This window comes from Streptomyces sp. NPDC001709, from assembly GCF_053596375.1.
In genome coordinates this window covers 14,933-36,133 of the sequence record NZ_JBSFGB010000055.1, presented here as the reverse complement: position 1 = coordinate 36,133, position 21,201 = coordinate 14,933, and the positions used below count along the sequence as shown (strand labels likewise).

The window sequence follows — 21,201 nt, the reverse complement described above, 5'->3', positions numbered from 1 at the left end:
CCTCCGATCGCCGCCGCTCGGTCAGCCGAGGCCGAGGACGCTCATGGTGCGCTCGGCCATGCGCTGCTCACCGAGCGCGTTGGGGTGGACCGGGACGATGTTCTGCCCGAAGAGCAGCGGCTCGATCCACCGGGTGCCGACGGCCTGGCACGCGTCGTGCCCCTCGGACACCTTGGAGAAGTCCACGTAGGTGGCCCCGGTCTCCTCGGCGGCGCGCTGGACGACGGCGTTGAGATGGGCCTGGAGGGCGTGCAGATACGGCACGTCGCCGGAGGCGACCGGCAGTCTGGCGAAACAGGACGGGTCGGCCTCGGCCGGCGTGATCCACGGGTAACCGAGCACCGCCACGCGGGCGTCGGGCGCCTTGGCCCGCACAGCGCGCAGCGCGTTCTTCAGCGCGGGGTAGGTGTGGGCGTCGATCGCGTCGTCGAAGGAGCTGCCGTACGTGTCCTTGCACGGGCTGCCCCTGCCTCCGCTGAGGATGCCCGCGGTGCCGCAGGCGATCATGGCGTTGATGAAGGTGCCGTTGTCGTTGCCGCCGATCGTCAGCGTCACCAGGTCGGTGTCGGCGGTGACCGCGTCCGCCTGAGGGGCGACCCCGGGGTACTGGGACGCGGTGAAGTCCTTGGTCTGGGCCGCGCCACAGGTGACGTCCGTGAGCCGGGCCCCGGTGCGGGCGGCGACGGCATGGGGGTAGTTGGCCGTGGAGCGCAGGCACAGGAGGTTGGTGGGGTCGACGGGCAGGACGCCCGAGCCGGCGCTGTAACTGTCGCCGAGGGCGGCGTAGTTCAGGGGTGTCGTGGCCTGGGCGGGTACGGCGGTGAGGCCGAGGGCCAGCGCACCGGCGACTGCGGAGGTCGCGGCGATGGCACGGCGCAGGGCAGGCATGGGCATGGGCAGGCACTCCCTCTTCTCGGGGTGGGGTCACGAAGCAGGCGGGCATGGCGATGCCCGCGCGTGTGCTGGTGCGCGAGAATGCGGCGGCTCGGAGCAGGGGGAGGTACGGGCGGTACATGCCGGTTCGCGGGTGTTACCGCCGGGTACTACCGCTAGGTAATGTGCGGTCGCCGAGGCGACGAGTCAATGTTGCCGACCGAAATTTTTGAAACGCTCACACAGTCGGCGCCCACCCGCCCGTGTCCAGGTCTTACGGAGTCATGACGCGGCAGCCGCGTCACCCGGTCGCGCCGCCGTCCGCGGCTAGCGTGGCCGTATGCGTGTACTGGTCACCGGCGGTGCCGGGTTCATCGGGTCCCATGTCGTCGAGGCGCTGCGGGCGAGCGGGCACGAGCCGCTCGTGTACGACGTCCGAGCCGTTCCGGGCGCCGACGTACGCGACCCCGGGGCGGTTGCCCGCGCCCTGTCCGGCGTCGACGCGGTCTGCCACCAGGCGGCCATGGTGGGCCTCGGCAACGGCGTCGCGGACGCGGCCGAGTACGTCTCCCGCAACGACCTGGGCACCGCCGTCCTGCTCGCCGCGATGGCCGATGCGGGCGTAGGGCGGCTGGTGCTGGCCGGGTCGATGGTGGTGTACGGAGAGGGCCGCTACGAGTGTCCCGCGCACGGCGTCGTACGCCCCGGTCCGCGGGCCACGGCCGACCTGGAGGCGGGCCGTTTCGAACCGCCCTGCCCGCGGTGCGGCGCATCGCTCGTCCCCGGCCTGGTCACCGAGGACGCCCCGCCCGACCCGCGCAACGTCTACGCCGCGACCAAGCTCGCCCAGGAGCACCTGTCGGCCGCCTGGGCCCGCGCCACGGGCGGCACCGCGATCTCGTTGCGCTACCACAATGTGTACGGCCCCCGGATGCCCCGCGACACGCCGTACGCCGGCGTCGCCTCCTTCTTCCGCTCGGCCCTCGAACACGGCGATGCTCCGCGCGTGTTCGAGGACGGCCGGCAACGGCGGGACTTCGTCCACGTACGGGACGTGGCCGCGGCCAACGTCGTCGCGCTGGAGGCGGGGCCGCGCCCCGGAATCCTCACGGCGTACAACACCGGCAGCGGCGAGCCGCACACCGTCGGCGACCTGGCCCGTGCCCTGTCCGCCGCGCACGGCGGCCCCGACCCGGTCGTCACCGGCGAGTACCGCCTGGGCGACGTCCGCCACATCACCGCGGACTCCTCCCGACTGCGCGCGGAACTCGGCTGGAAGCCGGAGGTGGGCTTCGCGGAAGGAATGCAGGAGTTCACGCGAACGCACTGAGCGTGTCCACACCTGCGGGAGGGCGCCGCCCTCGATCATGGCGTTGCTTCGCACGGAATTCGCTTGAACCAGTCGAAAGGACAGCCATGTCGCGACGGACCCCGAGGCCGACCCGCGCCCAGGTCGCAGCGCTGCTCACCGCATCGATGCTGGGCGTGGGCCTCCTCGCCCCATCGGCCTTCGCAGACACGCCGCCGCCCGGCCAGAAGGTCGACAGCGGCACCGTCATCGCCAGGGTCTGCGAGCACGCGAACGAGGACCCCGAGGACGGCCCGGGCCTGTCCTGCGAGAAGGACATCACACCGTTCCTCTCGCGTCTCATCGGCCCCGGGAGCGGGCTCACCTGCCGGAGTCAGTCCCCGAGCGCGATCGACTGCCGCCGGGAATAGTGGCCCTTCACACCTCCGCCGTCGGCAGGGTCACCTCGAAACGGCAGCCGCCCGGGATGTTGTGGACGGTCGCCCGGCCCTGATGGGCCTCGACGATGCCCCGTACGATCGCCAGCCCCAGCCCCGCCCCGGCGGGCGGGGTCCGGGCATCGCTGCCCCGCCACCCGGTGTCGAAGACGCGCGGCAGATCCTCCTCGGGGATGCCGCCGCAGCCGTCCGTGACGGACAGCACCACGCCCTCGTCGGTGCGCTCGGCGGCGATCGCGACGGTGCCGTCGGGCGGGGTCCGGCGGATGGCGTTGACCAGGAGGTTGCCGAGCACGCGCGTCATCTCCTTGCCGTCCACCTCCACCGGTACGGGCTCGACACGGTCACCCACCAGCCGCACCCCGTGTTCCCGGGCGAGCGGGTCGGCGCCCGCCACCGCGTCGCCGACCAGGTCGTACAGGGAGATCCGGGAGGGGCTCAGCGGGAGGGTGCCCGCGTGGATGCGGGAGAGCTCGAAGAGGTCGCCGACCATGTCGTTGAGCCGTTCGACCTCGGTGCGGATCTGCTTGAGGTAGCGGCCGGGGTCGGCGGCCACGCCGTCCTCCAGCGCCTCCGACATGGCGCGCAGTCCGGCCAGCGGGGTGCGCAGGTCGTGCGAGATCCAGGCGACCAGCTCGCGCCGGGACGTCTCCAACGCCCGCTCCCGCTCCCGGGATTCGGCGAGCCGCGCGCTGGTGGCGGCCAGCTCCCGGCTGAGGGCGTCCAGTTCGGCGGTGGCGGGGCCGTGCGGAGCGGCGAAGGCGCCCGCGTCGCCGAAGGAGCGGGCGGCGTCGGTGAGTTCGCGGCTGCGGGCCGCGACCCAGCGGCCCAGCAGCAGCGCGGTGGCCAGGGAGACCACGGCCGCCATCGCGACGACGGTGGTGACCACGCTCAGGTCGTGCGAGGACAGGAACATCGCCCAGGCGACGGCTAGCGTGCCGGCGAGCATGGCGACGACACCGACCGCGGCGACCACGGCGATGGAAGCGGTGAGCGAGCGACGCCGGACCAGGCGCAGCACGCCCGCTCCCGCGGCCCCCGCGGCGGCGGCGCCCGCGAAGGCGTAGAGGGCGATGAGGAGCGTGGCGCTCATGGCCGCAGCACCGCCTCGCCGGACTCGCAGCCGGACTCGCGGCCGGGCTCGAAGCGGTAGCCCACGCCCCACACGGTCTGGATCAGGCGGGGCCGGGCCGGGTCGTCCTCGACCTTGCCGCGCAGCCGGCGCACATGGACGGTCACCGTCGAGAGGTCACCGAAGTCCCAGCCCCAGACCTCGCGCATCAGGTCCTCGCGGCTGTAGGCGCGGCCCGGGTGCCGCAGGAAGAAGGCGAGCAGGTCGAACTCGCGGAGGGTGAGGGCGAGTTCGCCGCCGTTCTTGGTGGCCCTGCGGGCGTCGGGGTCGACGGAGAGCCCGGCCGCGGCCAGCCGGTGCCCGGTGGCGGCGGGGCGGCTGCGGCGCAGCACCGACTCCACGCGCAGGACGAGTTCGCGGGGGCTGAAGGGCTTGGTGACGTAGTCGTCGGCGCCCACCTCCAGGCCCAGGATGCGGTCGTCCTCGTCACCGCGGGCGGTGAGCATGATGACCGGCACCGGGCCGCGGTCCCGCATCCGCCGGCATACCTCCAGGCCGTCCATGCCGGGCAGCATCAGGTCGAGCACGACCAGGTCGGGCCGGTGTGCGAAGGCACGGGTCAGAGCGGTCGGGCCGTCGTCGGCGCGGTCGACCACATAGCCGGCGCGGTGCAGATATCCGGTGACGACCTCGGCGACGGTCGGATCGTCGTCCACGACCAGGATCCGGGCCGCCTCGCCTGCGGCTTCGGTCTCGTGGGGCTCGTACGGCGGTTGCATGCCTCCAGCGTCGCACCCCGGGCCCCGCCGTCGCCGGGCCGTGGGCCGGGCGTCCGCGTTTCGTAAGGACCGAGAGTCCGATTTGCCCGATTGGCGTTCGTAGGGTGAAACCGTGACGACCACTTCAGCGGACGTCGACGTGGTGCTGCCCTGTCTGGACGAGGCCGAGGCCCTGCCCTGGGTGCTCGGCCGGATCCCGGCCGGCTGGCGCGCCCTCGTCGTCGACAACGGTTCCACCGACGGCTCCCCCGACATCGCCCGCGCGCTCGGCGCGACGGTGGTGCACGAGCCGCGGCGCGGCTTCGGCGCCGCCTGCCACGCCGGACTGACCGCGGCCACGAGTGACATCGTGTGCTTCTGCGACTGCGACGCCTCCCTCGATCCCGCGCTGCTCGTGCCCTTCGTGCGGGAGATCCGGGCCGGCGCGGCCGACCTGGTGCTCGGCCGGCGGCGCCCCGAGGGCCGGGGTGCCTGGCCCGCGCACGCCCGCGCGGGCAATCTCGCGCTGGCCCGGATGCTGCGCCGCCGTACCGGGCTGCGCCTGCACGACCTGGGCCCGTTGCGCGCCGCCCGGCGTGAGCCGCTGCTCGCGCTCGGCCTCACCGACCGGCGCAGCGGCTATCCGCTGCAGATGGTCGTCCGCGCGGCCGACGCCGGCTGGCGCATCGCCGAGCACGACGTGCCCTACCGGCCGCGCACCGGTGCCTCCAAGGTGACGGGCACCTGGCGCGGCACCTGGCAGGCGGTACGGGACATGAGCCGCGTGCTGGCCGAGCCCCCGGCCGACAGGGAGCTCGTACGGTGACCACGCTGCTCGTCATCGCCAAGGAACCGCTGCCGGGGCAGGTCAAGACCCGGCTCACCCCGCCGTTCACCCCGCAGCAGGCGGCCCGCCTCGCGGAGGCGGCGCTCGCGGACACCCTGCACGCCGTGGCGGCGACCCCCGCGACCCGCCGGGTCCTCGTCCTCGACGGGGCGCCGGGACCGTGGCTGCCGGCCGGCTTCGAGGTGCTGCCGCAGTGCGCGGGCGGGCTGGACGAGCGGCTGGCGGACGCCTTCGCGCACTGCTCGGGACCGGCCCTGCTCATCGGCATGGACACGCCGCAGGTGACGCCGGAGCTGCTCACCGTGGACTTCGCGGACTGCGACGCCGTCCTCGGCCCGGCCGAGGACGGCGGTTTCTGGGCCCTGGGCCTGGCCGAGCCCGACCCCGCGCTGCTGCGGGGGGTACCCATGTCGACGCCCGAGACCGGTGCCGTACAGCGGGAGCGCCTGCTGGCCGCCGGGCTGCGGGTGCGCGAACTGCCCCGGCTGCGGGACGTCGACACCGCCGCCGACGCCCACGCGGTCGCCGCGCTGGCCCCGCACGGCCGGTTCGCGGCACGGCTGGCCCGCTGTACGCCGGTCACCCCGCGATGAGGGGCAGCCTGGTCGCCTGGGCGGCCGCCGACCCCTACGCGGCCGCCCTGCGCACCGGCCGCGGCCCGCTGTTCCTGCGCCGCACCGACGGCTGGCTGCTGCCGCTGGAGGTGGAGCGCTGGTGCGCCCGCGCGGACGCCGTGGACCGGGCGGTGCTGGACCGCTGCGAGGGCGCCGTCCTGGACGTCGGCTGCGGTCCCGGCCGGCTGGTGGCGGAGCTCGCCGCCCGGGGTCGTACCGTGCTCGGCATCGACGTCAGCGAGGCCGCCGTCGCCCATACGATCGGGCTCGGCGGGCAGGCGCTGCGGCGCTCGGTCTTCGAGCCGTTGCCCGGCGAGGGCCGCTGGGACACCGTGCTGCTCATGGACGGCAACATCGGCATCGGCGGGGAACCGTCCGCCCTGCTGGAACGGGTGGCGGCGCTGCTGCGCCCGGGCGGTCTGCTGATCGCCGAGACCGTGCCGGGACACGTCGACGAACGCGCCCGGGTCCAGGTCGTCGACACGATCGGCGCCGCCCGGGCCACCGGTGCCCCCTTCCCCTGGGCGCGGCTCGGCACCCCGGCCCTGCTGCGGTACGCGCGCGGGGCCGGGTGGCGGTCCGTCGCTCAGTGGTCGGCGGACGGCCGGTGCTTCGCCGCCCTGCGCACCCGGCCCACGCGCCACGCCAGCAGCAGCGCCGAGCCGCCGAAGAGTACGGCGGTGATCAGCAGCCAGCGGGTGAGGAAGCCGTCCGGGGAGAGTCCGGTGGCCGACCGGTAACGCCCGGCCGTCATGCCGCTGATCAGCGGGAACCAGACGAGCAGAAGCAGCCCGGACAGCGTCGCCGGGACGCGCACGTACAGCGTCCGGCCGCGCTGTCCGGCCGCCCCCAGACCGCCTACGGCGGCCCGGTCCGCCAGCGTGTACAGCGGCAGCAGGACGAGATCGTGCAGCAGGGCGGCACCCACGATCCACAGTGCCACCCCGAACCAGTCACCGGCGAGCAGCCGGATGCCGGCGTACGCGGCGAGCGCGAACGAGCAGGCGAGCAGCAGCAGTTGGAAAGGGCTGCCGAGGGGCACGCGGCGCGGCATCACAGGTCTCCGAAGGTCAGTCGGGCCACCCACTTGGTGTTGAGCACACCGGGTGCCGCGGGCACGATGATCCGCGCCGGGTGGCCGTGGTCGGGGGACAGTTCCTCGCCGTTGACGTACAGGGCGAGCAGGGAGCGCCCGTCGGCCACCTGGTTGGCGCGCAGGGCCGCGCGGCGGAAGGCCCCGTGTCGTTGCAGGGACTCCACGAGCACGTCCGGCGGATCACCGTCGTACCCGACGAGCGCCGCGAGGTCGCGCAGCCGCACCCCGCGCCACCACTGGTCGGCGGTCGACCAGCCCTCCACGCAGGCGATGGGCAACGACGCGCTGTGCAGCGGCAGTCGCAGGAGCTGGGCGCGGCTGAGCCGGACGGTTCCGGTGCGGCCGGTGACGACGAGCCGCCAGGCGTCCTCGTGGGTGTCGGCCGGGGTGATGCCGGCGTAGGCGGCGGTCTTGTTGATCTGGAAGCCGTTCGGGCCGCCGCCGGGATCGGCCGTGCCGTGCGGCGCGAGCAGGGCCGTGCGGCGGAAGGGGCCGCCGAGACTCTGCCCGACCGTGGTCAGGAACAGCAGCAGGGAACCGCCGCCGACCAGCCCCAGCGCGCCGCGCCGGGAGACGGTGGGCGCGGCGGGGCGAGGGGAGACCAGGTCGCTCTGCTCGTGCCGGCGCCGCCGTACGGCCCGTAGCGCCTGCGGCATCTTCAGCACGGCGTGGGCGACGAAGGCGGCGAAGAACACCCACGCCCCGTAGAAGTGCAGTGGGTAGAAGGAGCCGGGGAAGACATAGTCCAGCTGGACGTTGAGCACTCCGGTGATGAACTCGAAGAGTCCTCCCCCGACCAGCAGCAACAGCGAGATCCGCTCCAGCGCGTGGGCGAGGGAGCGGGCGGGCGGCAGGGTGAACAGCCGCGGCACCACCGACCACAGCTTGGCCAGCAGGACGGGGATCAGGGTGATGCCGAGGGTCACATGGAGGCCCTGGGTGAACCGGTACAGCCACACCGGATCCGTGGGCCAGGCGAAGAGGTAGAAGCCCAGGACGCCCTTGTCCGGTGTCTGGTCGTTGACCCGGGCCAGGCCCGGGTTGTAAGCGGCGTACGACACCAGGCCGGTGACGAACAGCACGGTGATGCCGACGAGCAGGACGAGGCCGAGCACCGAGGTGAGCCAGGGGCCGCGCAGCGGGCTGCGCCAGAAGCCTGGGGAAGTGGGAAGCCGGGGATGGTCGCGCATGTCCCGACCGTAGGCCGGGAGACCCCCGGAAACGGGTCCGCGACCGGTGACGAAACGCTGACGTCCGGCCCGTACGGCGGCCGGTCGCCGCTCCCCCGGCCTAGCGTTCCGGTGTGACCCGATCTCTCCGCCGCGACCTGTACGCCGCCGGTGCCGCCGCCCTGCTCGTGACGGCGGCCGTCGTCGTCGGCCGGCACATCCAGGACACCCGCCACACCCTGTTCGTGCACTGGCCGCCGCTGTTCGCGGACTGGAACCCGCACCTCGGCCCCGGCACCCCGGCGGCCCTGGCGGTGGCGGCGGCCACCGTGGCGTACGGCCCCTCCGTGGCGGCCCGACTGCCCTGGCGGGCGCTGCTCGCGGCGGCCTGGGCGAGCGCTGTCGCCTGGATCCTGTCCCTCGCCCTGATCGACGGCTGGCACCAGGGCATCGCGGTGCGGCTCACCACCCGCAACGAGTACCTCAGCGTCATCGACCGGTTCCACGACATCCCGGCCACCCTGCGCGACTTCACCCACCACATCGTCAGCGGCACCCCCGACCCCTGGCCCGCCCACATCGCCGGCCATCCACCGGCCGCCACGCTCACCTTCGTCCTGCTGGACCGGATCGGGCTGCGGGGCGGTGGCTGGGCCGGGATGTGGTGCGTCACCGTGGGGGCGACGGGATGTGTGGCCGTGCTGATCGCGCTCCGGGCCCTGGCCGACGAGACCCTCGCGCGCCGGGCCGCGCCCTTTCTGGTGCTGGCCCCGGCGGCGGTGTGGCAGGGCACCTCCGCCGACGCCTACTTCGCGGCCGTCGCCGCCTGGTCCGTGGCGCTGCTCGCCCTGGCCCTGACGCGCCGGTCCCACGGCTGCGCGGCGGCCTCGGGCCTCCTCTTCGGCCTGACCTGCTACCTCTCCTACGGCCTCACGCTGTTCGCGCTGATCGGCGCGGCGGTCGTGGTACTGGCCCGCCCCGCACTCCGCGAACGCCCCGCCCTCCTCCTCTCCCTGCTCGCCGGACTGGCCGTGTTCCCGGTGGTGTTCACCCTCGCGGGCTTCGACTGGTGGCACGCCTACCACCTCCTCGTCACGCGCTACTACCAAGGCATCGGCGGCACCCGCCCCTACGGCTACTGGGTCTGGGCCAACCTCGCCTGCACCGCCGTCATCACCGGCCCGGCCACGGCGGCGGGCCTGCGGCGGACGACCACGGCACTGCTCCCCACGCCCGGGCGCGCACGCCCCGCCGACACACGGCCGGCGCTCCTCGTCACCGCCGCGCTGCTCGCCCTGCTGGTCGCCGACCTGTCCGGCATGAGCAAGGCGGAGACCGAACGCATCTGGCTGCCCTTCGCCCTCTGGCTCCTCCCGGCCTGCGCCCTCCTCCCCCGCCCCCGCGCCTGGCTCACCGCCCAGGCGGCACTGGCCCTGCTCCTCAACCACCTGCTGCTGACGGGCTGGTGAGCGGGCGCACGCGCGTGACCGTCGTGCGGTCCGGGCGTTGCCCTGGGCGTGGGACGGGGCCGGTGTGGCCGAAATCGCGTACTGGTGCGGGGCGTACCGCTGCCCTTTCGCTGGACGGACACGGCAGGAAGGGACAGGGATGGACTTCGGGATCGTCGATCGGCGCGGGTTTCTGGGGACGGCGGCGGCAGGGCTGGTGACCGCCGCCGTTTCCTCGCGTGCCGTGGCGGCAGAGGGGGCTCCGCCGGACCGGCCCGGTGCGCGGGCCGCAGGCAGCGAGCGGTACCTCACCTACACCCGGACGACCGGCGGTTCGGTCACCGGCCGGCCCGGCGGCGCGCTGATCGCCGAGGTGCAGGGGGTGCTGTGGCGGGTGCCCCGGGAGGGGGGAACGGCCGTACAGGTGACGGGCTGGGAGCTGGAGGCGACGCGCCCGGCGCTATCCCCGGACGGGGAGACGCTGGCCGTGTGCGCCTATCGCGGGGGTGGCTTCCACCTGTGGACGCTGCGGCCGGACGGCGGCGAGCTGCGGCAGTTGACGGACGGGCCCTGGGACGACCGCGGGGTCGCGTGGTCGCCGGACGGCACCCGACTGGCCTTCTCCTCCGAGCGCGGGGGCGACGCCACGGCCGGTGGCTCGTACGGGCTGTGGGTGCTGGACCTGGCCGACGGCCGGCTCCGGCAGCTCACCGGCGGGGCGTTCGAGGACTTCGATCCGGCCTGGTCGGCGGACGGGCGGTCGCTGGTGTGCGTGCGCGCCGCCCACGCGCCGGGCGGCGGCAACGACGGCGGCCTGTCGCTGGTCCGGGTGCCGGTCGCGGGAGGCGAGGCCGAGGTGCTGCGCACGGTGACCGCGGGCCGCCTGCTGTGCCCGTCGGTCTCGCCCTCGGGGCGGTTGGCGTATGTGCATCTGACCGGTGCGGGCACCCCCGGCTCGCCGGCCGCCGCGGCGCGGCTGATGGTCGACGGCGAGCTCCTGACGGCGGACGAGGATCTGGCGGCGGCTCCGCCGTGCTGGCTGGGCGAGGACGAGTTGCTGTACGTCGGCGACGGCCTGATCCGCGTCCGCTCCCTCGGCGGATCCTCCGTGCGGGAGGTGCCCTTCACCGCGCGGATGCCGGTGCCCGGTCCGTCCGGGCCGCGTCACCGGCGCCCGCTCGCGCCGCGGTCGCCGGCCCCGGTGCGCGGTCTGCACCGGCCGGCCCTGTCCCCCGACGGTCGCAGCGTGGCCTTCGTGGCGCTGAACGCCCTGTGGCTGATGCCGGTCGGGGGCCCTGCGCGCAAGCTGCTCCAGGCGGCCGACGTCCACTTGCTGCAGATGCCGGCGTGGGCGCCGGACGGGCGCAGCCTGCTGTACTGCACGGATCAGGACGGGCTGGTGGCCGTACGCCGTCACCACCTGGACAGCGGCGCCGACGAGCCGTTGACCGCAGGCGGCCGCCTGTACCCCGCGCTGTCGCCGGACGGCTCCCGCCTGGCCTGCCAGGACGTGACCGGGAACCTGCTGCTGCGCACCCTGGCCACGGGCGAGGAGCAGCAGCTGGCCCGGCCGCTGGCCACCGACGGGCCGCCCGGGGCACCCACCTGGTCGCCCGACGGACGGTACGTGGCCTTCTGCGACCGCAACCGGCTCAACCAGCGTTTCCGCGAGGGATACAACCTCATCCGCGTCATCGACACCCGCACCGGGAGCGAACGCCGTCACCTGCCCGCCGAGCACCAGTCGCTGTCCGACCGGGTCGCCTCCGGGCCCGTGTGGTCCCCCGACGGCCGCTGGATGGCGCTGGTGGCCGAGTCGGCGCTGTGGCTGCTGCCGGTGGCGGCCGACGGCACGCCGGCCGGTCCCGCCCGCCGGCTCACCGACGAACCGGCCGACCACCCCAGCTGGTCCGCGGACTCCGGCACGCTCCTGTACCTCTCCGACGGCCGGCTGCGCCGCCTCTTCGTCACCGGCTCACGCGCTCACACGCTCCCGCACGGCCTGTCCACCGGGCGCGGTGCGGTCAACTCCCCGGAGCCGCTGCGCATTCACGCCGGGCAGTTGTGGGACGCCACCGGCGCGCCGCCACGGCACGACGTCGACATCCTCGTCACCGGCGAGCGGATCACCGCCGTCGAGCCGCACCGTGCCCGTCGCCCCGGACACCGCACCCTCGATGCCTCCGACCGGACCGTCGTCCCCGGTCTCTTCGACAGCCACACCCACCCGTATCCGGCCACCTACGGCGCCCGGCAGAGCCTCACCACGCTGGCGTACGGCATCACGACCACGTTCTGCCTCGGCAGTCCGCTGTACGAGGCGGTCCGGCTGCGTGAGGCGGCCGGGTCCGGGGATCTGCTCGGGCCGCGGCAGCTGGCCTGCGCCGAACTGATCGACGGGGCGCGCACCGCGTACGCCATGGGCCGCGCCCACCGCACCCGGGACGGCGTCCGGCGCACGCTCCGGCGCGCCGGCGCCCTGGACGTCGACTTCGTGAAGACCTACGTGCGTGCTCCGGGCGAGGTCATGACCGAGGCGGCCGAGGCCGCGCATGCGCTGGGCGTGCCCAGCGGCAGCCATCTGTGTTCGCCCGGACGGTCGGCGGGCCAGGACCTGACCACCCATCTGCAGGCCACCCAGCGCCTGGAGTTCGGGCATGCCACCACCCCGCGGGGCCGTATCGGCGAGGATCTGGTGCAGCAGTACGCCGACGGCTCCTTCGCCCTGATCATCACGCCGTTCAGCGCGCAGATCCTGCTCGCTGAGGATCCCCGGCTGGCCGACGATCCGCGCGTGACGCGCCTCATGCCGCCCTGGGACGTCGCGGCCGTCCGTGCGAACGCCCAGAAGACGCCCACGGACGAGCAACGGCAGGCCCTGGCCGCCGAGATGGCCGACTACCGGCAGCTCGCGACACAGGGCGCCCGCATCTCCCTGGGCACCGACGCGCCCCTGGTCCCGGTCGGTCTCTCCCTGCATCTGGGCCTGCGGGCCCTGCACGCGCACGGTTTCACGCCCGCCGAGGCCCTGCACAGCGCGACCGCGGAGCCGGCCCGGCTGTTCGGCCTCGACGCCGACCTCGGTACGGTCGAGGAGGGCAAGATCGCCGACCTGACGATCGTCGCCGGCGACCCGTTCGCCGACTTCGACACGCTCGTCGACATCCCGGTCGTGGTACGCGAGGGAGTCCCCCGCACCCAGGGCGACCTGACGTCCGCTCACCGTCGCGACCCATCCGCCGTCCACGAACCTCCCCGGGACATGACGTGGCTCGAGGTGGCCGGTCACCTCCGGCAGGGCTCGTGCTGCCACCTCGGCACGGACGCCGGGTAGGACGGCGTCACTCGGCCCCGGCGTCCTCGTCGTCGTCGGCGGCGCGGCTGGCGAGTCGATCGTAGCGCTGTCGGGCGGCCTGGGGGCTGCCGAGGCCGAGACCGAAGGCGACGTCGGGCCAGGTCATGCCCCGGCCCCGGGCCATCCGGAGGAGCGAGGCCTCCAGTTCGTCCAGCTCCGCCCGCACCAGCGGTACGAGGCTCAGCGCGGCCGTGATGTCGGCCTGGTCCACCTCCGGTTCGCCGTCCTCGGGCAGCGCGGCCCCGCTGAGCAGGAACGTCACCAGCCGTACGGCCTCGTGCGGGGCGAGGACCGACGGATGGGTCTGGCGCCGCCGTTGCTCGTCCGTCGCGGCATGCCGCTCCGCGATGCGCAGCAGCGAGGCGTACACCCGGTGCGCTCGCGCCTGCTCCGGCTGTGGAGGTGTGAAGGGATCGGTGTGGTCAGCGGTCGATGACATGGGCCGAGTATCGGATCACGCATGACATGGCGTCAACTGAATATTGTGAACAGCTTGTTTGCAGCGAGCGGCTCACGGCGGAGGCCGACGGTCAGGAGAGCGGCGCGGTGATCTCCCGCTTGAGGATCTTGCCGCTCGGGCCCATCGGCAGTGCGTCCGTCAGCCAGAGCCGGCGCGGGTACTTGTAGGCGGCGACCCGGTCCCGGACGAACTGCTGTAGCTCCTCGGTGTCCACCTGGGCTCCCGGACGCAGGACCACCGCGGCTGCCACCTCCTCGCCCAGCCGCTCGTCGGGCACCCCGAGGACCGCGGCGAGGGCGACGGCGGGATGCTCGTGCAGCACCTCCTCGATCTCGCGCGGGTAGACGTTGTAGCCGCCGCGGATGATCAGGTCCTTCTTGCGGTCGACGATGTACAGATAGCCGTCCTCGTCCTGGCGGGCGAGATCGCCGGTGCGCAGCCAGCCGTCGGGAATGGTGGCGGCCGTCTCCTCGGGGCGGTGCCAGTACTCCTTCATCAGGTTGGGCCCGCGCACGGCCAGTTCACCGACCTCCCCCGGTACGACGTCCCGGCCGGCGTCGTCGAGCAGCCGGACCTCGACGTCGCGGATGGGGGTGCCGATGGATCCGGGCTTGCGCGGGCGGTCGGGGTGGTTGAAGGTGACGACCGGGCTGGTCTCGGACATGCCGAAGCCTTCCAGCACCATGCAGCCGAAGCGCCGCTCGAACCCGTGCAGGATCTCCACCGGCAGGGAGGCGCCGCCGGAGACGCACATGCGCAGGGTGGAGACGTCGGCCGCGGCGGCGCCCGGGTGCAGGAGCAGCGCCGCGTACATGGTGGGGACGCCCTCGAACACGGTCGCCCGGTCGCGGGCGATGGCGTCGATCACCGTCTGCGGCTCGAAGCGGGGGACGAGGGTGAGGGACGCCCCGCTGTGGACGGCGACGTTCATGGTGCAGGTCTGCCCGAAGATGTGGAACAGCGGCAGGCAGCCGACGATCACGTCGTCGGAGGTCAGCCGCTGGACCTCGGTGACGTTGACCTCGGTGTTGTGGCGGAGCCCGGCGTGGGTGAGCGCGGCGCCCTTGGGGCGTCCTGTGGTGCCCGAGGTGTAGAGCAGCACGGCGATGTCGTCCCCGGCGGCGGCCGTCACCTCGTACTCCGGCTCCAGACGGGCCAGTTCGGCGGCGAACGCGGCCGGCTCGACCGCCAGGTGCCGTACCCCGGCGGCGGCCGCGCCCGCGGCACCCTCGCCGGGCGCCTGGTGCCACTCGAAGAGCAGTACGGCGCCGGAGTCCCGCAGGTGGTATTCGGTCTCGCGCTCCTTCAGCAGCGGGTTCATCGGCACCACGATGCCGCCGGCGCGCAGGACGGCGTAGTACAGGACGACGAACTCGGGCACGTTCGGGAGCATCAGCGCGACCCGGTCGCCGGTGCGCAGGCCCTCGGTGCGCAGCAGGGCGGCGGCCTGGGCGCTCAGCCGGTCCAGCTCGGCGTAGGTGGTGGTCGCGGTCCCGAGCCGCAGCGCCGGGCGCTCCGGCAGCTTCCGCGCCGTCTCCACCAGGAATTCCGCCAGATTGGCCATGATGCCTCCTCGCACGCATGCTCCGCCGCGCTCACGGGTCCCGCCGCGGGCGCTCCCGGCATGGTCGCCTGGACGATCACGGGCGTCCATGGTGACGCCCACAGTTCGCCCGTGCCGGAGTTGTTCCCGGGAACAAACAATGGGCCGTACGCTGCGGGTATGGGTCTGTCGAATGTGGGTGCCGCGTTGCGTACGCGCCTTCCGGAGCTGGGCGAGCGGATGACCGAGCGCATCCGGTCCGAGGTCGAGTCGTACGCGGACGACTCGCTCATCCCCTTCGCGTCGCTCAAGGAGTCCTGCGAGGACAACGCCGATCTGCTCCTCGGGCGCTTCGCCTACGGCGCCGAACCCGACGTCGGAGCCGCTCAGCAGACGGGACGGCTGCGTGCCGAGCAGGGCGTGCCGCTCGCCGACACGCTGCACGCCTACCGGGTCGGTTTCGAGCTGCTGTGGTCGGAGATGGTCGAGGAGGCGCACCGGCACCCGGAGGTGACGGACGCCGAGCTGGTGGCCGGTTCCTCGGAGATCTGGGCCCTGTTCGGCCGGTACGCGGAGGCCGTGGCGGCCGCCTACCGCGAGGCCAGCGCGGAGCTGGCGCTGCAGCGCGAGGCCCGCCGCTCGGCCCTGGCCGAGGCACTGTTCACGGGCGCGCTCGCGGACCGGACGACGCCGTGGGAGGCGGCCCGGCAGCTCGGGCTGCCCGAGCGCGGGCCGTACGCGGTCGTGGCCGCGTCGGTGCCGGATCCCGGCCAGGAGCCGCTGCCCGGCATCGAGGCGGCGCTGCGCCGGTCCGGGGTGCCCTCGGTGTGGCGGCTGCTGCCCGACCAGCAGATCGGGCTGGTCTCGCTGGGACACCGGGATGCGGAGTCGGTGAGCCTGCGGGTGCTGCGCCGTCGGCGCGCCCGGGTCGGCGTCAGCCCCCGGTTCGACTCACTCCGGGAGACCCCGCAGGCGCTGCGTTTCGCCCGGCTGGCCCTGGCCGGGCTGCCCGGCGAGGGGCCGGGGGTCACCCGCTTCGACGACAGCCCGCTGGCGATGCTGGTCGCGGCGGCGCCGGCGGAGGCGAGCCGGCTGGTCGAGGTCGCCCTGGGCCCGCTCCTGCCGCTGCCGGAGGCTGAGCGGGCGCGGCTGCTGCAGACCCTCGCGCACTGGTTCGCCTCGGGTGGTGTGGCCGCCGGGACCGCGGAACGGCTCTTCGTCCACCCCAACACCGTGCGCTACCGGCTGCGCCGCATCGAGGAACTGACGGGGCGTTCCCTGACCGATCCGATCGCCCTCGCCGACCTGGGCGCCGCGCTGTACGCCCTGCGCCTGCTGCCGTCCTGAGGGTGCTCGCGGGGGCTGCCGCACACGCTTCCTCGCCCGTCACCCGCCCGTCGCCGGAAGCCGATACACCGAGACATGGGAGGACGACTCGGCGGTGAATGCGCCGCCCTCCCAGTCCGCGTGTCTGGACTCCAGCTCGAATCCGGCCAGTTGGGCCATGAGGTCCAGTTCGGACGGCCAGATGTAGCGGTGCGGGCTGCGGAACAGCTGGGCCTGTTCGGTCCCGTCGAAGTGGAAGTGGTGCGATACGACACGCTGGTCGAGGATGTCGTAGGTGTCCAGCCCGATGTAGCCGGCGTCGGTGCGCCACACGGTGGCCGCCTTGCCCGGGGGAAGCGTGCGCAGCTCGGGCACCCACAGCTCGATCACGAACCGGCCGCCGGGCGTGAGGTGGCGGGCGGCGTTGCGGAAGCACTCGACCTGCTCGGCCTGCGTGAGCAGATTGGAGATCGTGTTGTAGACGAGGTACACGAGGCTGTACGTCCCCGGGGCGAGCGTCGTCGCCATGTCGCCGATGACCACGGGGATCGTGGCCTCGTCGGCCTTGGTCCGCAGTTGCTCCACCATCGGCACGGACAAGTCGATGCCGGCGACGGGAACTCCTCGCTCGGCCAGCGGAACGGCGACCCTGCCGGTCCCGATCGCGAACTCCAGCGCCGCGCCGCCGTCCGCCAGCCCGGCGAGCCGTTCCACGGTCGGCGACAGCACCTCGGGCGCGAACATGCCGGTACCGGGCGTGTCGTAACTCTGGGCGACGGCGGTGCCCCAGATGCTCTGCTGCTGCATTGCATCAACGCTGGCCGTCGGCACCCGAGTTGTCCAGCGAATATCCGCCGCTCTACCGCTCACCGCCACTCGCCAACATCCCCAGTATCTCAGCGAGTTGACTGCGCGCCCGCTGATCCGTGATGAGCCCGTCCTCGCCGAGCGCGTCGCGTCCCACCGGAATCCTCGCGCAGGCCGGCTCCACGATCTTCGCGCCCGTGTATCCGAGTACCGTCCGCAGCGTGGCCTCGGCGCCCTGGCCGCGCCCGGGGGCGGCCGCGTTGACCCACGCCGTCGGCTTGTCGCAGATCTCCGTGCCGCCGACCGTCCAGTCCAGCAGGTTCTTGAACGAGCCCGGCAGCGTGCCCGCGTACTCCGGGGTGCAGATCAGGATCCCGTCGGCACGGTCCAGGGCCGCCCGGAGCCCGGCGACCGGGGCCGGCAGCCGGTCGGTGTCGTCGTCGGGGTTGAAATGCGGAAGCCGGGCCAGGTCCTCGTACATGACCGTGGCCACGCCCACGGAGGGCGCCACGGCTTGCGCGGTGCGGAGCACGGCCTCGTTGGTGGAGCCCTTCCGCAGACTTCCGGAAAGCAACAGGATCACCGCGGGCGACGTCATCCGCTCAACCTACCTCGGACGTACGGCAGTCAACGGCGCCGCGGCTAATTTTGAACGCGTTCAAAATGGCGGCTACGCTGTGCACACCGAACCGAGGGGGCTCGATGAAGGTAGTTCTGCCCGGGGGAACCGGACAGGTCGGGACGATTCTCGATCGTGCGCTGACGGCAGCGGGTCACGAGGTCACCGTGGTGACCCGGCGTCCGGTGCGCGAGCGGCAGGTCGGCTGGGACGGGACCACGCTCGGCCGCTGGGCCGAGGTGGTCGACGGCAGCGATGTCGTGATCAACCTGGCCGGACGCAGCGTCTCCTGCCGCTACACCGCCGAGAACCTGCGGGACATGATGGATTCCCGGGTGGACTCGGCACGGGTGGTCGGCGAGGCGATCGCCGCCGCCGCGCGCCCACCGCGGGTGTGGCTGCAGATGAGCACGGCGACGATCTACGCCCATCGCTTCGACACGGCGAACGACGAGGCCACGGGGGTGATCGGCGGCTCGGAGACCGGGGTCCCGGACTATTGGGCGTTCAGCGTCGACATCGCGCAGAACTGGGAACGCGCCCAGGCCGAGGCACCGACGCCGGCGACGCGGAAGGTGGCGCTGCGCTCGGCGATGGTGATGAGCCCGGACCGCGGCGGGGTCTTCGACGTCCTGCTGTGGCTGACCAGGCTGGGACTGGGCGGGCCGGTGGCCGGTGGGGCGCAGTACGTCTCCTGGATCCACGACGTGGACTTCGTACGCGCGGTGGAGTTCCTGGTCGAGCGGGAGGACATCGCCGGGCCGGTGAACCTCGCCGCCCCCGGCCCGCTCCCCCAGCGGGACTTCATGCGGGCGCTGCGCGGGGCCTGGGGCGTCCCCGTGGGGCTGCCGGCGACGCGGTGGATGGCGGAGCTGGGGGCGTTCGCACTGCGCACGGACACGGAGTTGCTGCTCAAGAGCCGCCGGGTGGTCCCGGGCCGGCTGCTGGGGGCGGGGTTCGACTTCGCGTATCCCGAGTGGCAGCAGGCCGCCGTGGACCTCGCACGGCGGGCCAGGGCACTTACTTGAACTTACAAGTAACCGGGGTATCGTGCGCGCATTGATTCAAGTTTGAATCAGGAAGCAGCGCGAACTTCTCGGGAGGACAGCATGCGCGTAGCGATCACCGGGTCCACCGGACTCATCGGCTCCGCCCTCACCCGCTCGCTCCTCGCGGACGGCCACCAGGTCGTCCGCCTGGTCCGTGACCGGTCCGCCGGCGCCCCTCGGGACGGCAGCGTGTCCGCCCACTGGAATCCCGTCGCGGGGCAGGTCGAGCCCGGTGCGCTGGACGGGGTCGACGGTGTCGTGCACCTGGCCGGCGCGGGAGTCGGCGACAAGCGGTGGACCGCCGCTTACAAGCGGGAGATCCGCGACAGCCGAGTCAGCGGCACGGACACGATCGCGCGCGCCTGCGCCGCTTCCGCGAACCCGCCGCGCGTCCTGGTGTCCGCGTCCGCGACCGGCTACTACGGCGACACCGGCGAACGGACCGTCGACGAGGACGAGTCGGCGGGGGACGACTTCCTGGCCTCCGTCTGCGTCGACTGGGAGGCCGCCGCCGGTCCGGCGCGGGAGGCCGGCATCCGTGTGGTGCACCCCCGCACCGGCCTGGTCGTCTCCGCCAAGGGCGGCGCCTTCGGGCGGCTCTTCCCGCTGTTCCGCTTCGGCCTCGGCGGCCGGCTCGGCTCCGGCGACCAGTACTGGCCGTTCATCTCGTTGACGGACCACGTCGCGGCGCTCCGCTTCGCCCTCACCACCGAGGAACTCTCGGGACCCGTCAACTTCACGGCCCCCGAGCCGCCCACCAACCGGGAGGTCACCCGGGCCATGAGCCGCGCCCTGCACCGTCCGGCGCTCGCCAGTGTCCCCGCCTTCGTCCTGCGCGTGGCGCTCGGCGAGTTCGCGGCGAGTATCACGTGCGGCGCACGGGTCGTACCGGCCGCCCTGGACAAGGCGGGTTTCACCTTCGCCCACCCGACGATCGGCGGAGCGCTCGACTCGGTGCTACGACCGGCCGGTTGAGGAGCGGCCCGGCGGGACCTGCTGCCGTACGCCGCGCCGATTGCCGCCTCCGTGCCGGGTGCGGGAACATCCTGCGCGCGGGACCATGGTCGTCCGGGCGCCGCTGCCAGGGCGCTGCGGAGGCCGGGTGACCAGGAGGGTGTCGTGTGCCGACTGTTCGGGCTGATCAGCTCCCCGCTCCGCACGCATGCCACGTTCTGGCTGCTGGACGCCCCGGACAGTCTCAGCGCCCAGAGTCACCGTGAACCCGACGGCACCGGGCTCGGGTTCTTCGACGCGGACGGCACGCCCGAGGTGCACAAGGCACCGATCGCCGCCTATGAGGACCGCTTGTTCGCCCAGGAGGCCCGGGAGGTCGAGTCGGCCACCTTCCTCGCGCACATCCGGTACGCCTCGACCGGAGGGCTGGACGTGCGCAACACGCACCCGTTCGAGCAGCAGGGGCGGCTGTTCGCGCACAACGGTGTGATCGAGGGGCTGGACAGGCTCGACCGCCACTTGGGCGAGGACCGCTCACTGGTGCACGGCGACACCGACTCGGAGCGCTTCTTCGCCCTGGTCACGCGGGAGACGGCGGCGCACGGCGGGGACCCGTCCGCCGGGCTCGTGTCCGCGGCACGCTGGGTCGCCGGGAACCTGCCCCTGTACGCCCTCAACATCGTCCTCGTCACCGCCCGGGAACTGTGGGCCCTGCGCTATCCCGCCACCCATGAGCTCTACGTCCTGCGGCGCCCGGCAGGGGGGTACCGCGGCTCGCGGCATCTGGACCACAGCGGCCGGTACGGTCACCTCCGGGTGCGCTCGGCGCATCTGGGCGACGTTCCGTCCGCCGTCGTGGCCAGTGAGCCCATGGACGAGAGCCCGCACTGGCGGCTCATGGAGCCCGGCGAACTGCTCCACGTCGGCCCCGACCTACTGGTGTCCTCCCGCATCGTCCTGCCCGATCCCCCGGCCCACCCGCTCACCCTGGCCGACCTGCGGCCCGAGGCGGCCGCCTCCCAGCGGCCCGCGTAGACCGGCGCGCGGCTCCTTCCCGCCAGACATCGTCCAGCACGCAACGGGCTGCCATGCGCGGTCCCTTCCCCCGGGGTGGACGACAGCGGCGTGACCTGCCTCACGCACTCGAAACTTGCGCAACCCGTAAACTTTCCGTCGTGGAGACTACCGAAGTGACGGGTTGGGAGACCGCCGTGCTCGAGGGAGGGCCGGCGGACGGGCTGCGGATGAAGGTCTCCGACCGGCCGCGCGTGATTCAGGTGACGTACCCCTGCCAGGTCGAGGCCGCACAGCCCGGCGGCGTACGCGCGGAGGCGGTGTATCTGTACCGACGCGATTACACCATCACCAGCGAGCCCCTGCGGTACGGCTTCGACATCGCCAGCCCCTGACCGTCGCGGCAGGGGCTGTTCCGCCGTCCCGCCCCCGAGCGCGGGGGCGGTGGACA

Annotated in this window: 20 protein-coding genes; 12 read left to right on the top strand and 8 right to left on the bottom strand. The window is 73.5% G+C overall.

Translation table 11 applies throughout. From position 1 onward, the window contains the following. Nucleotides 1–21: 21 nt before the first annotated feature. Nucleotides 22–894: an SGNH/GDSL hydrolase family protein gene (locus ACWC0C_RS43335; RefSeq protein ID WP_450870290.1), complete on the bottom strand. Its 873-nt coding sequence runs from the start codon at nucleotides 892–894 to the stop codon at nucleotides 22–24. A gap of 319 nt (nucleotides 895–1,213) precedes the next feature. On the opposite strand from ACWC0C_RS43335, the gene ACWC0C_RS43330 reads away from it, so the two are divergent. After that, nucleotides 1,214–2,203 (top strand): NAD-dependent epimerase/dehydratase family protein, encoded by a 990-nt coding sequence (locus ACWC0C_RS43330; protein WP_450870288.1) that lies wholly within the window; start codon nucleotides 1,214–1,216, stop codon nucleotides 2,201–2,203. A gap of 86 nt (nucleotides 2,204–2,289) precedes the next feature. Further along, complete coding sequence (locus ACWC0C_RS43325) at nucleotides 2,290–2,592, top strand: hypothetical protein (protein WP_449194526.1); 303 nt, start codon at nucleotides 2,290–2,292, stop codon at nucleotides 2,590–2,592. 7 nt (nucleotides 2,593–2,599) lie between these two features. Here the strand turns inward: ACWC0C_RS43325 and ACWC0C_RS43320 are convergent, their stop codons facing one another. After that, complete coding sequence (locus tag ACWC0C_RS43320; RefSeq protein ID WP_449194527.1) at nucleotides 2,600–3,712, bottom strand: sensor histidine kinase; 1,113 nt, start codon at nucleotides 3,710–3,712, stop codon at nucleotides 2,600–2,602. Further along, nucleotides 3,709–4,470, bottom strand: coding sequence for a response regulator transcription factor (locus tag ACWC0C_RS43315; RefSeq protein ID WP_450870286.1), 762 nt, complete (start codon nucleotides 4,468–4,470; stop codon nucleotides 3,709–3,711). Before ACWC0C_RS43315 ends, ACWC0C_RS43320 begins: the two co-directional genes overlap by 4 nt. Before the next feature lie 112 nt (nucleotides 4,471–4,582). On the opposite strand from ACWC0C_RS43315, the gene ACWC0C_RS43310 reads away from it, so the two are divergent. Genes ACWC0C_RS43310 through ACWC0C_RS43300 form a run of 3 tightly spaced genes read left to right on the top strand, consistent with a single transcriptional unit; the run spans nucleotide 4,583 to nucleotide 6,650 of the window. Further along, a complete protein-coding gene (locus ACWC0C_RS43310; protein WP_449194529.1) occupies nucleotides 4,583–5,275 on the top strand; it encodes a glycosyltransferase family 2 protein in 693 nt (230 codons plus the stop codon). After that, entirely contained in the window at nucleotides 5,272–5,889 is a 618-nt protein-coding gene (locus ACWC0C_RS43305) for a TIGR04282 family arsenosugar biosynthesis glycosyltransferase (protein WP_450870284.1), read from the top strand. The genes ACWC0C_RS43310 and ACWC0C_RS43305 overlap by 4 nt, the downstream gene beginning before the upstream one ends. Beyond that, a complete protein-coding gene (locus ACWC0C_RS43300; protein WP_449194531.1) occupies nucleotides 5,886–6,650 on the top strand; it encodes a methyltransferase domain-containing protein in 765 nt (254 codons plus the stop codon). The genes ACWC0C_RS43305 and ACWC0C_RS43300 overlap by 4 nt, the downstream gene beginning before the upstream one ends. Before the next feature lie 313 nt (nucleotides 6,651–6,963). On the opposite strand, the gene ACWC0C_RS43295 is transcribed toward ACWC0C_RS43300, so the two are convergent. Continuing rightward, on the bottom strand, nucleotides 6,964–8,196 hold the full coding sequence (locus tag ACWC0C_RS43295) for a molybdopterin-dependent oxidoreductase (protein WP_450870282.1): 1,233 nt from the start codon (nucleotides 8,194–8,196) through the stop codon (nucleotides 6,964–6,966). A 113-nt stretch (nucleotides 8,197–8,309) separates the two neighbouring features. On the opposite strand from ACWC0C_RS43295, the gene ACWC0C_RS43290 reads away from it, so the two are divergent. Continuing rightward, a complete protein-coding gene (locus ACWC0C_RS43290; RefSeq protein WP_450870281.1) occupies nucleotides 8,310–9,644 on the top strand; it encodes a hypothetical protein in 1,335 nt (444 codons plus the stop codon). Nucleotides 9,645–9,783: 139 nt separating this feature from the next. Continuing rightward, entirely contained in the window at nucleotides 9,784–12,957 is a 3,174-nt protein-coding gene (locus ACWC0C_RS43285) for an amidohydrolase family protein (protein ID WP_450870279.1), read from the top strand. Nucleotides 12,958–12,964: 7 nt separating this feature from the next. On the opposite strand, the gene ACWC0C_RS43280 is transcribed toward ACWC0C_RS43285, so the two are convergent. Both ACWC0C_RS43280 and ACWC0C_RS43275 read right to left on the bottom strand, forming a co-directional pair. Beyond that, nucleotides 12,965–13,417 carry a DNA-binding protein gene (locus ACWC0C_RS43280; protein WP_450870278.1) on the bottom strand — a complete coding sequence of 151 codons (453 nt, stop codon included), beginning with the start codon at nucleotides 13,415–13,417 and terminating at the stop codon, nucleotides 12,965–12,967. A gap of 91 nt (nucleotides 13,418–13,508) precedes the next feature. Continuing rightward, nucleotides 13,509–15,002, bottom strand: coding sequence for a long-chain-fatty-acid--CoA ligase (locus tag ACWC0C_RS43275; RefSeq protein ID WP_450870276.1), 1,494 nt, complete (start codon nucleotides 15,000–15,002; stop codon nucleotides 13,509–13,511). 159 nt (nucleotides 15,003–15,161) lie between these two features. Here ACWC0C_RS43275 and ACWC0C_RS43270 point away from each other — a divergent pair, with 159 nt between their 5' ends. After that, nucleotides 15,162–16,328 carry a PucR family transcriptional regulator gene (locus ACWC0C_RS43270; RefSeq protein ID WP_449194537.1) on the top strand — a complete coding sequence of 389 codons (1,167 nt, stop codon included), beginning with the start codon at nucleotides 15,162–15,164 and terminating at the stop codon, nucleotides 16,326–16,328. Nucleotides 16,329–16,367: 39 nt separating this feature from the next. Here ACWC0C_RS43270 and ACWC0C_RS43265 read toward each other — a convergent pair whose 3' ends face one another. Together ACWC0C_RS43265 and ACWC0C_RS43260 are read right to left on the bottom strand one after the other, a co-directional pair. Beyond that, nucleotides 16,368–17,114 (bottom strand): class I SAM-dependent methyltransferase, encoded by a 747-nt coding sequence (locus tag ACWC0C_RS43265; protein WP_450870275.1) that lies wholly within the window; start codon nucleotides 17,112–17,114, stop codon nucleotides 16,368–16,370. A 52-nt stretch (nucleotides 17,115–17,166) separates the two neighbouring features. Beyond that, nucleotides 17,167–17,712 carry an NADPH-dependent FMN reductase gene (locus ACWC0C_RS43260; protein WP_450870273.1) on the bottom strand — a complete coding sequence of 182 codons (546 nt, stop codon included), beginning with the start codon at nucleotides 17,710–17,712 and terminating at the stop codon, nucleotides 17,167–17,169. Between the two features lie 104 nt (nucleotides 17,713–17,816). Here ACWC0C_RS43260 and ACWC0C_RS43255 point away from each other — a divergent pair, with 104 nt between their 5' ends. The 4 genes from ACWC0C_RS43255 (at nucleotide 17,817) to ACWC0C_RS43240 (ending at nucleotide 21,145) form a co-directional block, all read left to right on the top strand. Further along, nucleotides 17,817–18,761 carry a TIGR01777 family oxidoreductase gene (locus ACWC0C_RS43255; RefSeq protein ID WP_450870272.1) on the top strand — a complete coding sequence of 315 codons (945 nt, stop codon included), beginning with the start codon at nucleotides 17,817–17,819 and terminating at the stop codon, nucleotides 18,759–18,761. An 81-nt stretch (nucleotides 18,762–18,842) separates the two neighbouring features. After that, complete coding sequence (locus ACWC0C_RS43250) at nucleotides 18,843–19,757, top strand: TIGR01777 family oxidoreductase (protein ID WP_450870271.1); 915 nt, start codon at nucleotides 18,843–18,845, stop codon at nucleotides 19,755–19,757. Between the two features lie 144 nt (nucleotides 19,758–19,901). Then, entirely contained in the window at nucleotides 19,902–20,771 is an 870-nt protein-coding gene (locus ACWC0C_RS43245) for a class II glutamine amidotransferase (RefSeq protein WP_450870269.1), read from the top strand. A 140-nt stretch (nucleotides 20,772–20,911) separates the two neighbouring features. Beyond that, nucleotides 20,912–21,145 (top strand): hypothetical protein, encoded by a 234-nt coding sequence (locus ACWC0C_RS43240; RefSeq protein WP_449194543.1) that lies wholly within the window; start codon nucleotides 20,912–20,914, stop codon nucleotides 21,143–21,145. The last annotated feature ends 56 nt before the right edge of the window (nucleotides 21,146–21,201 follow it).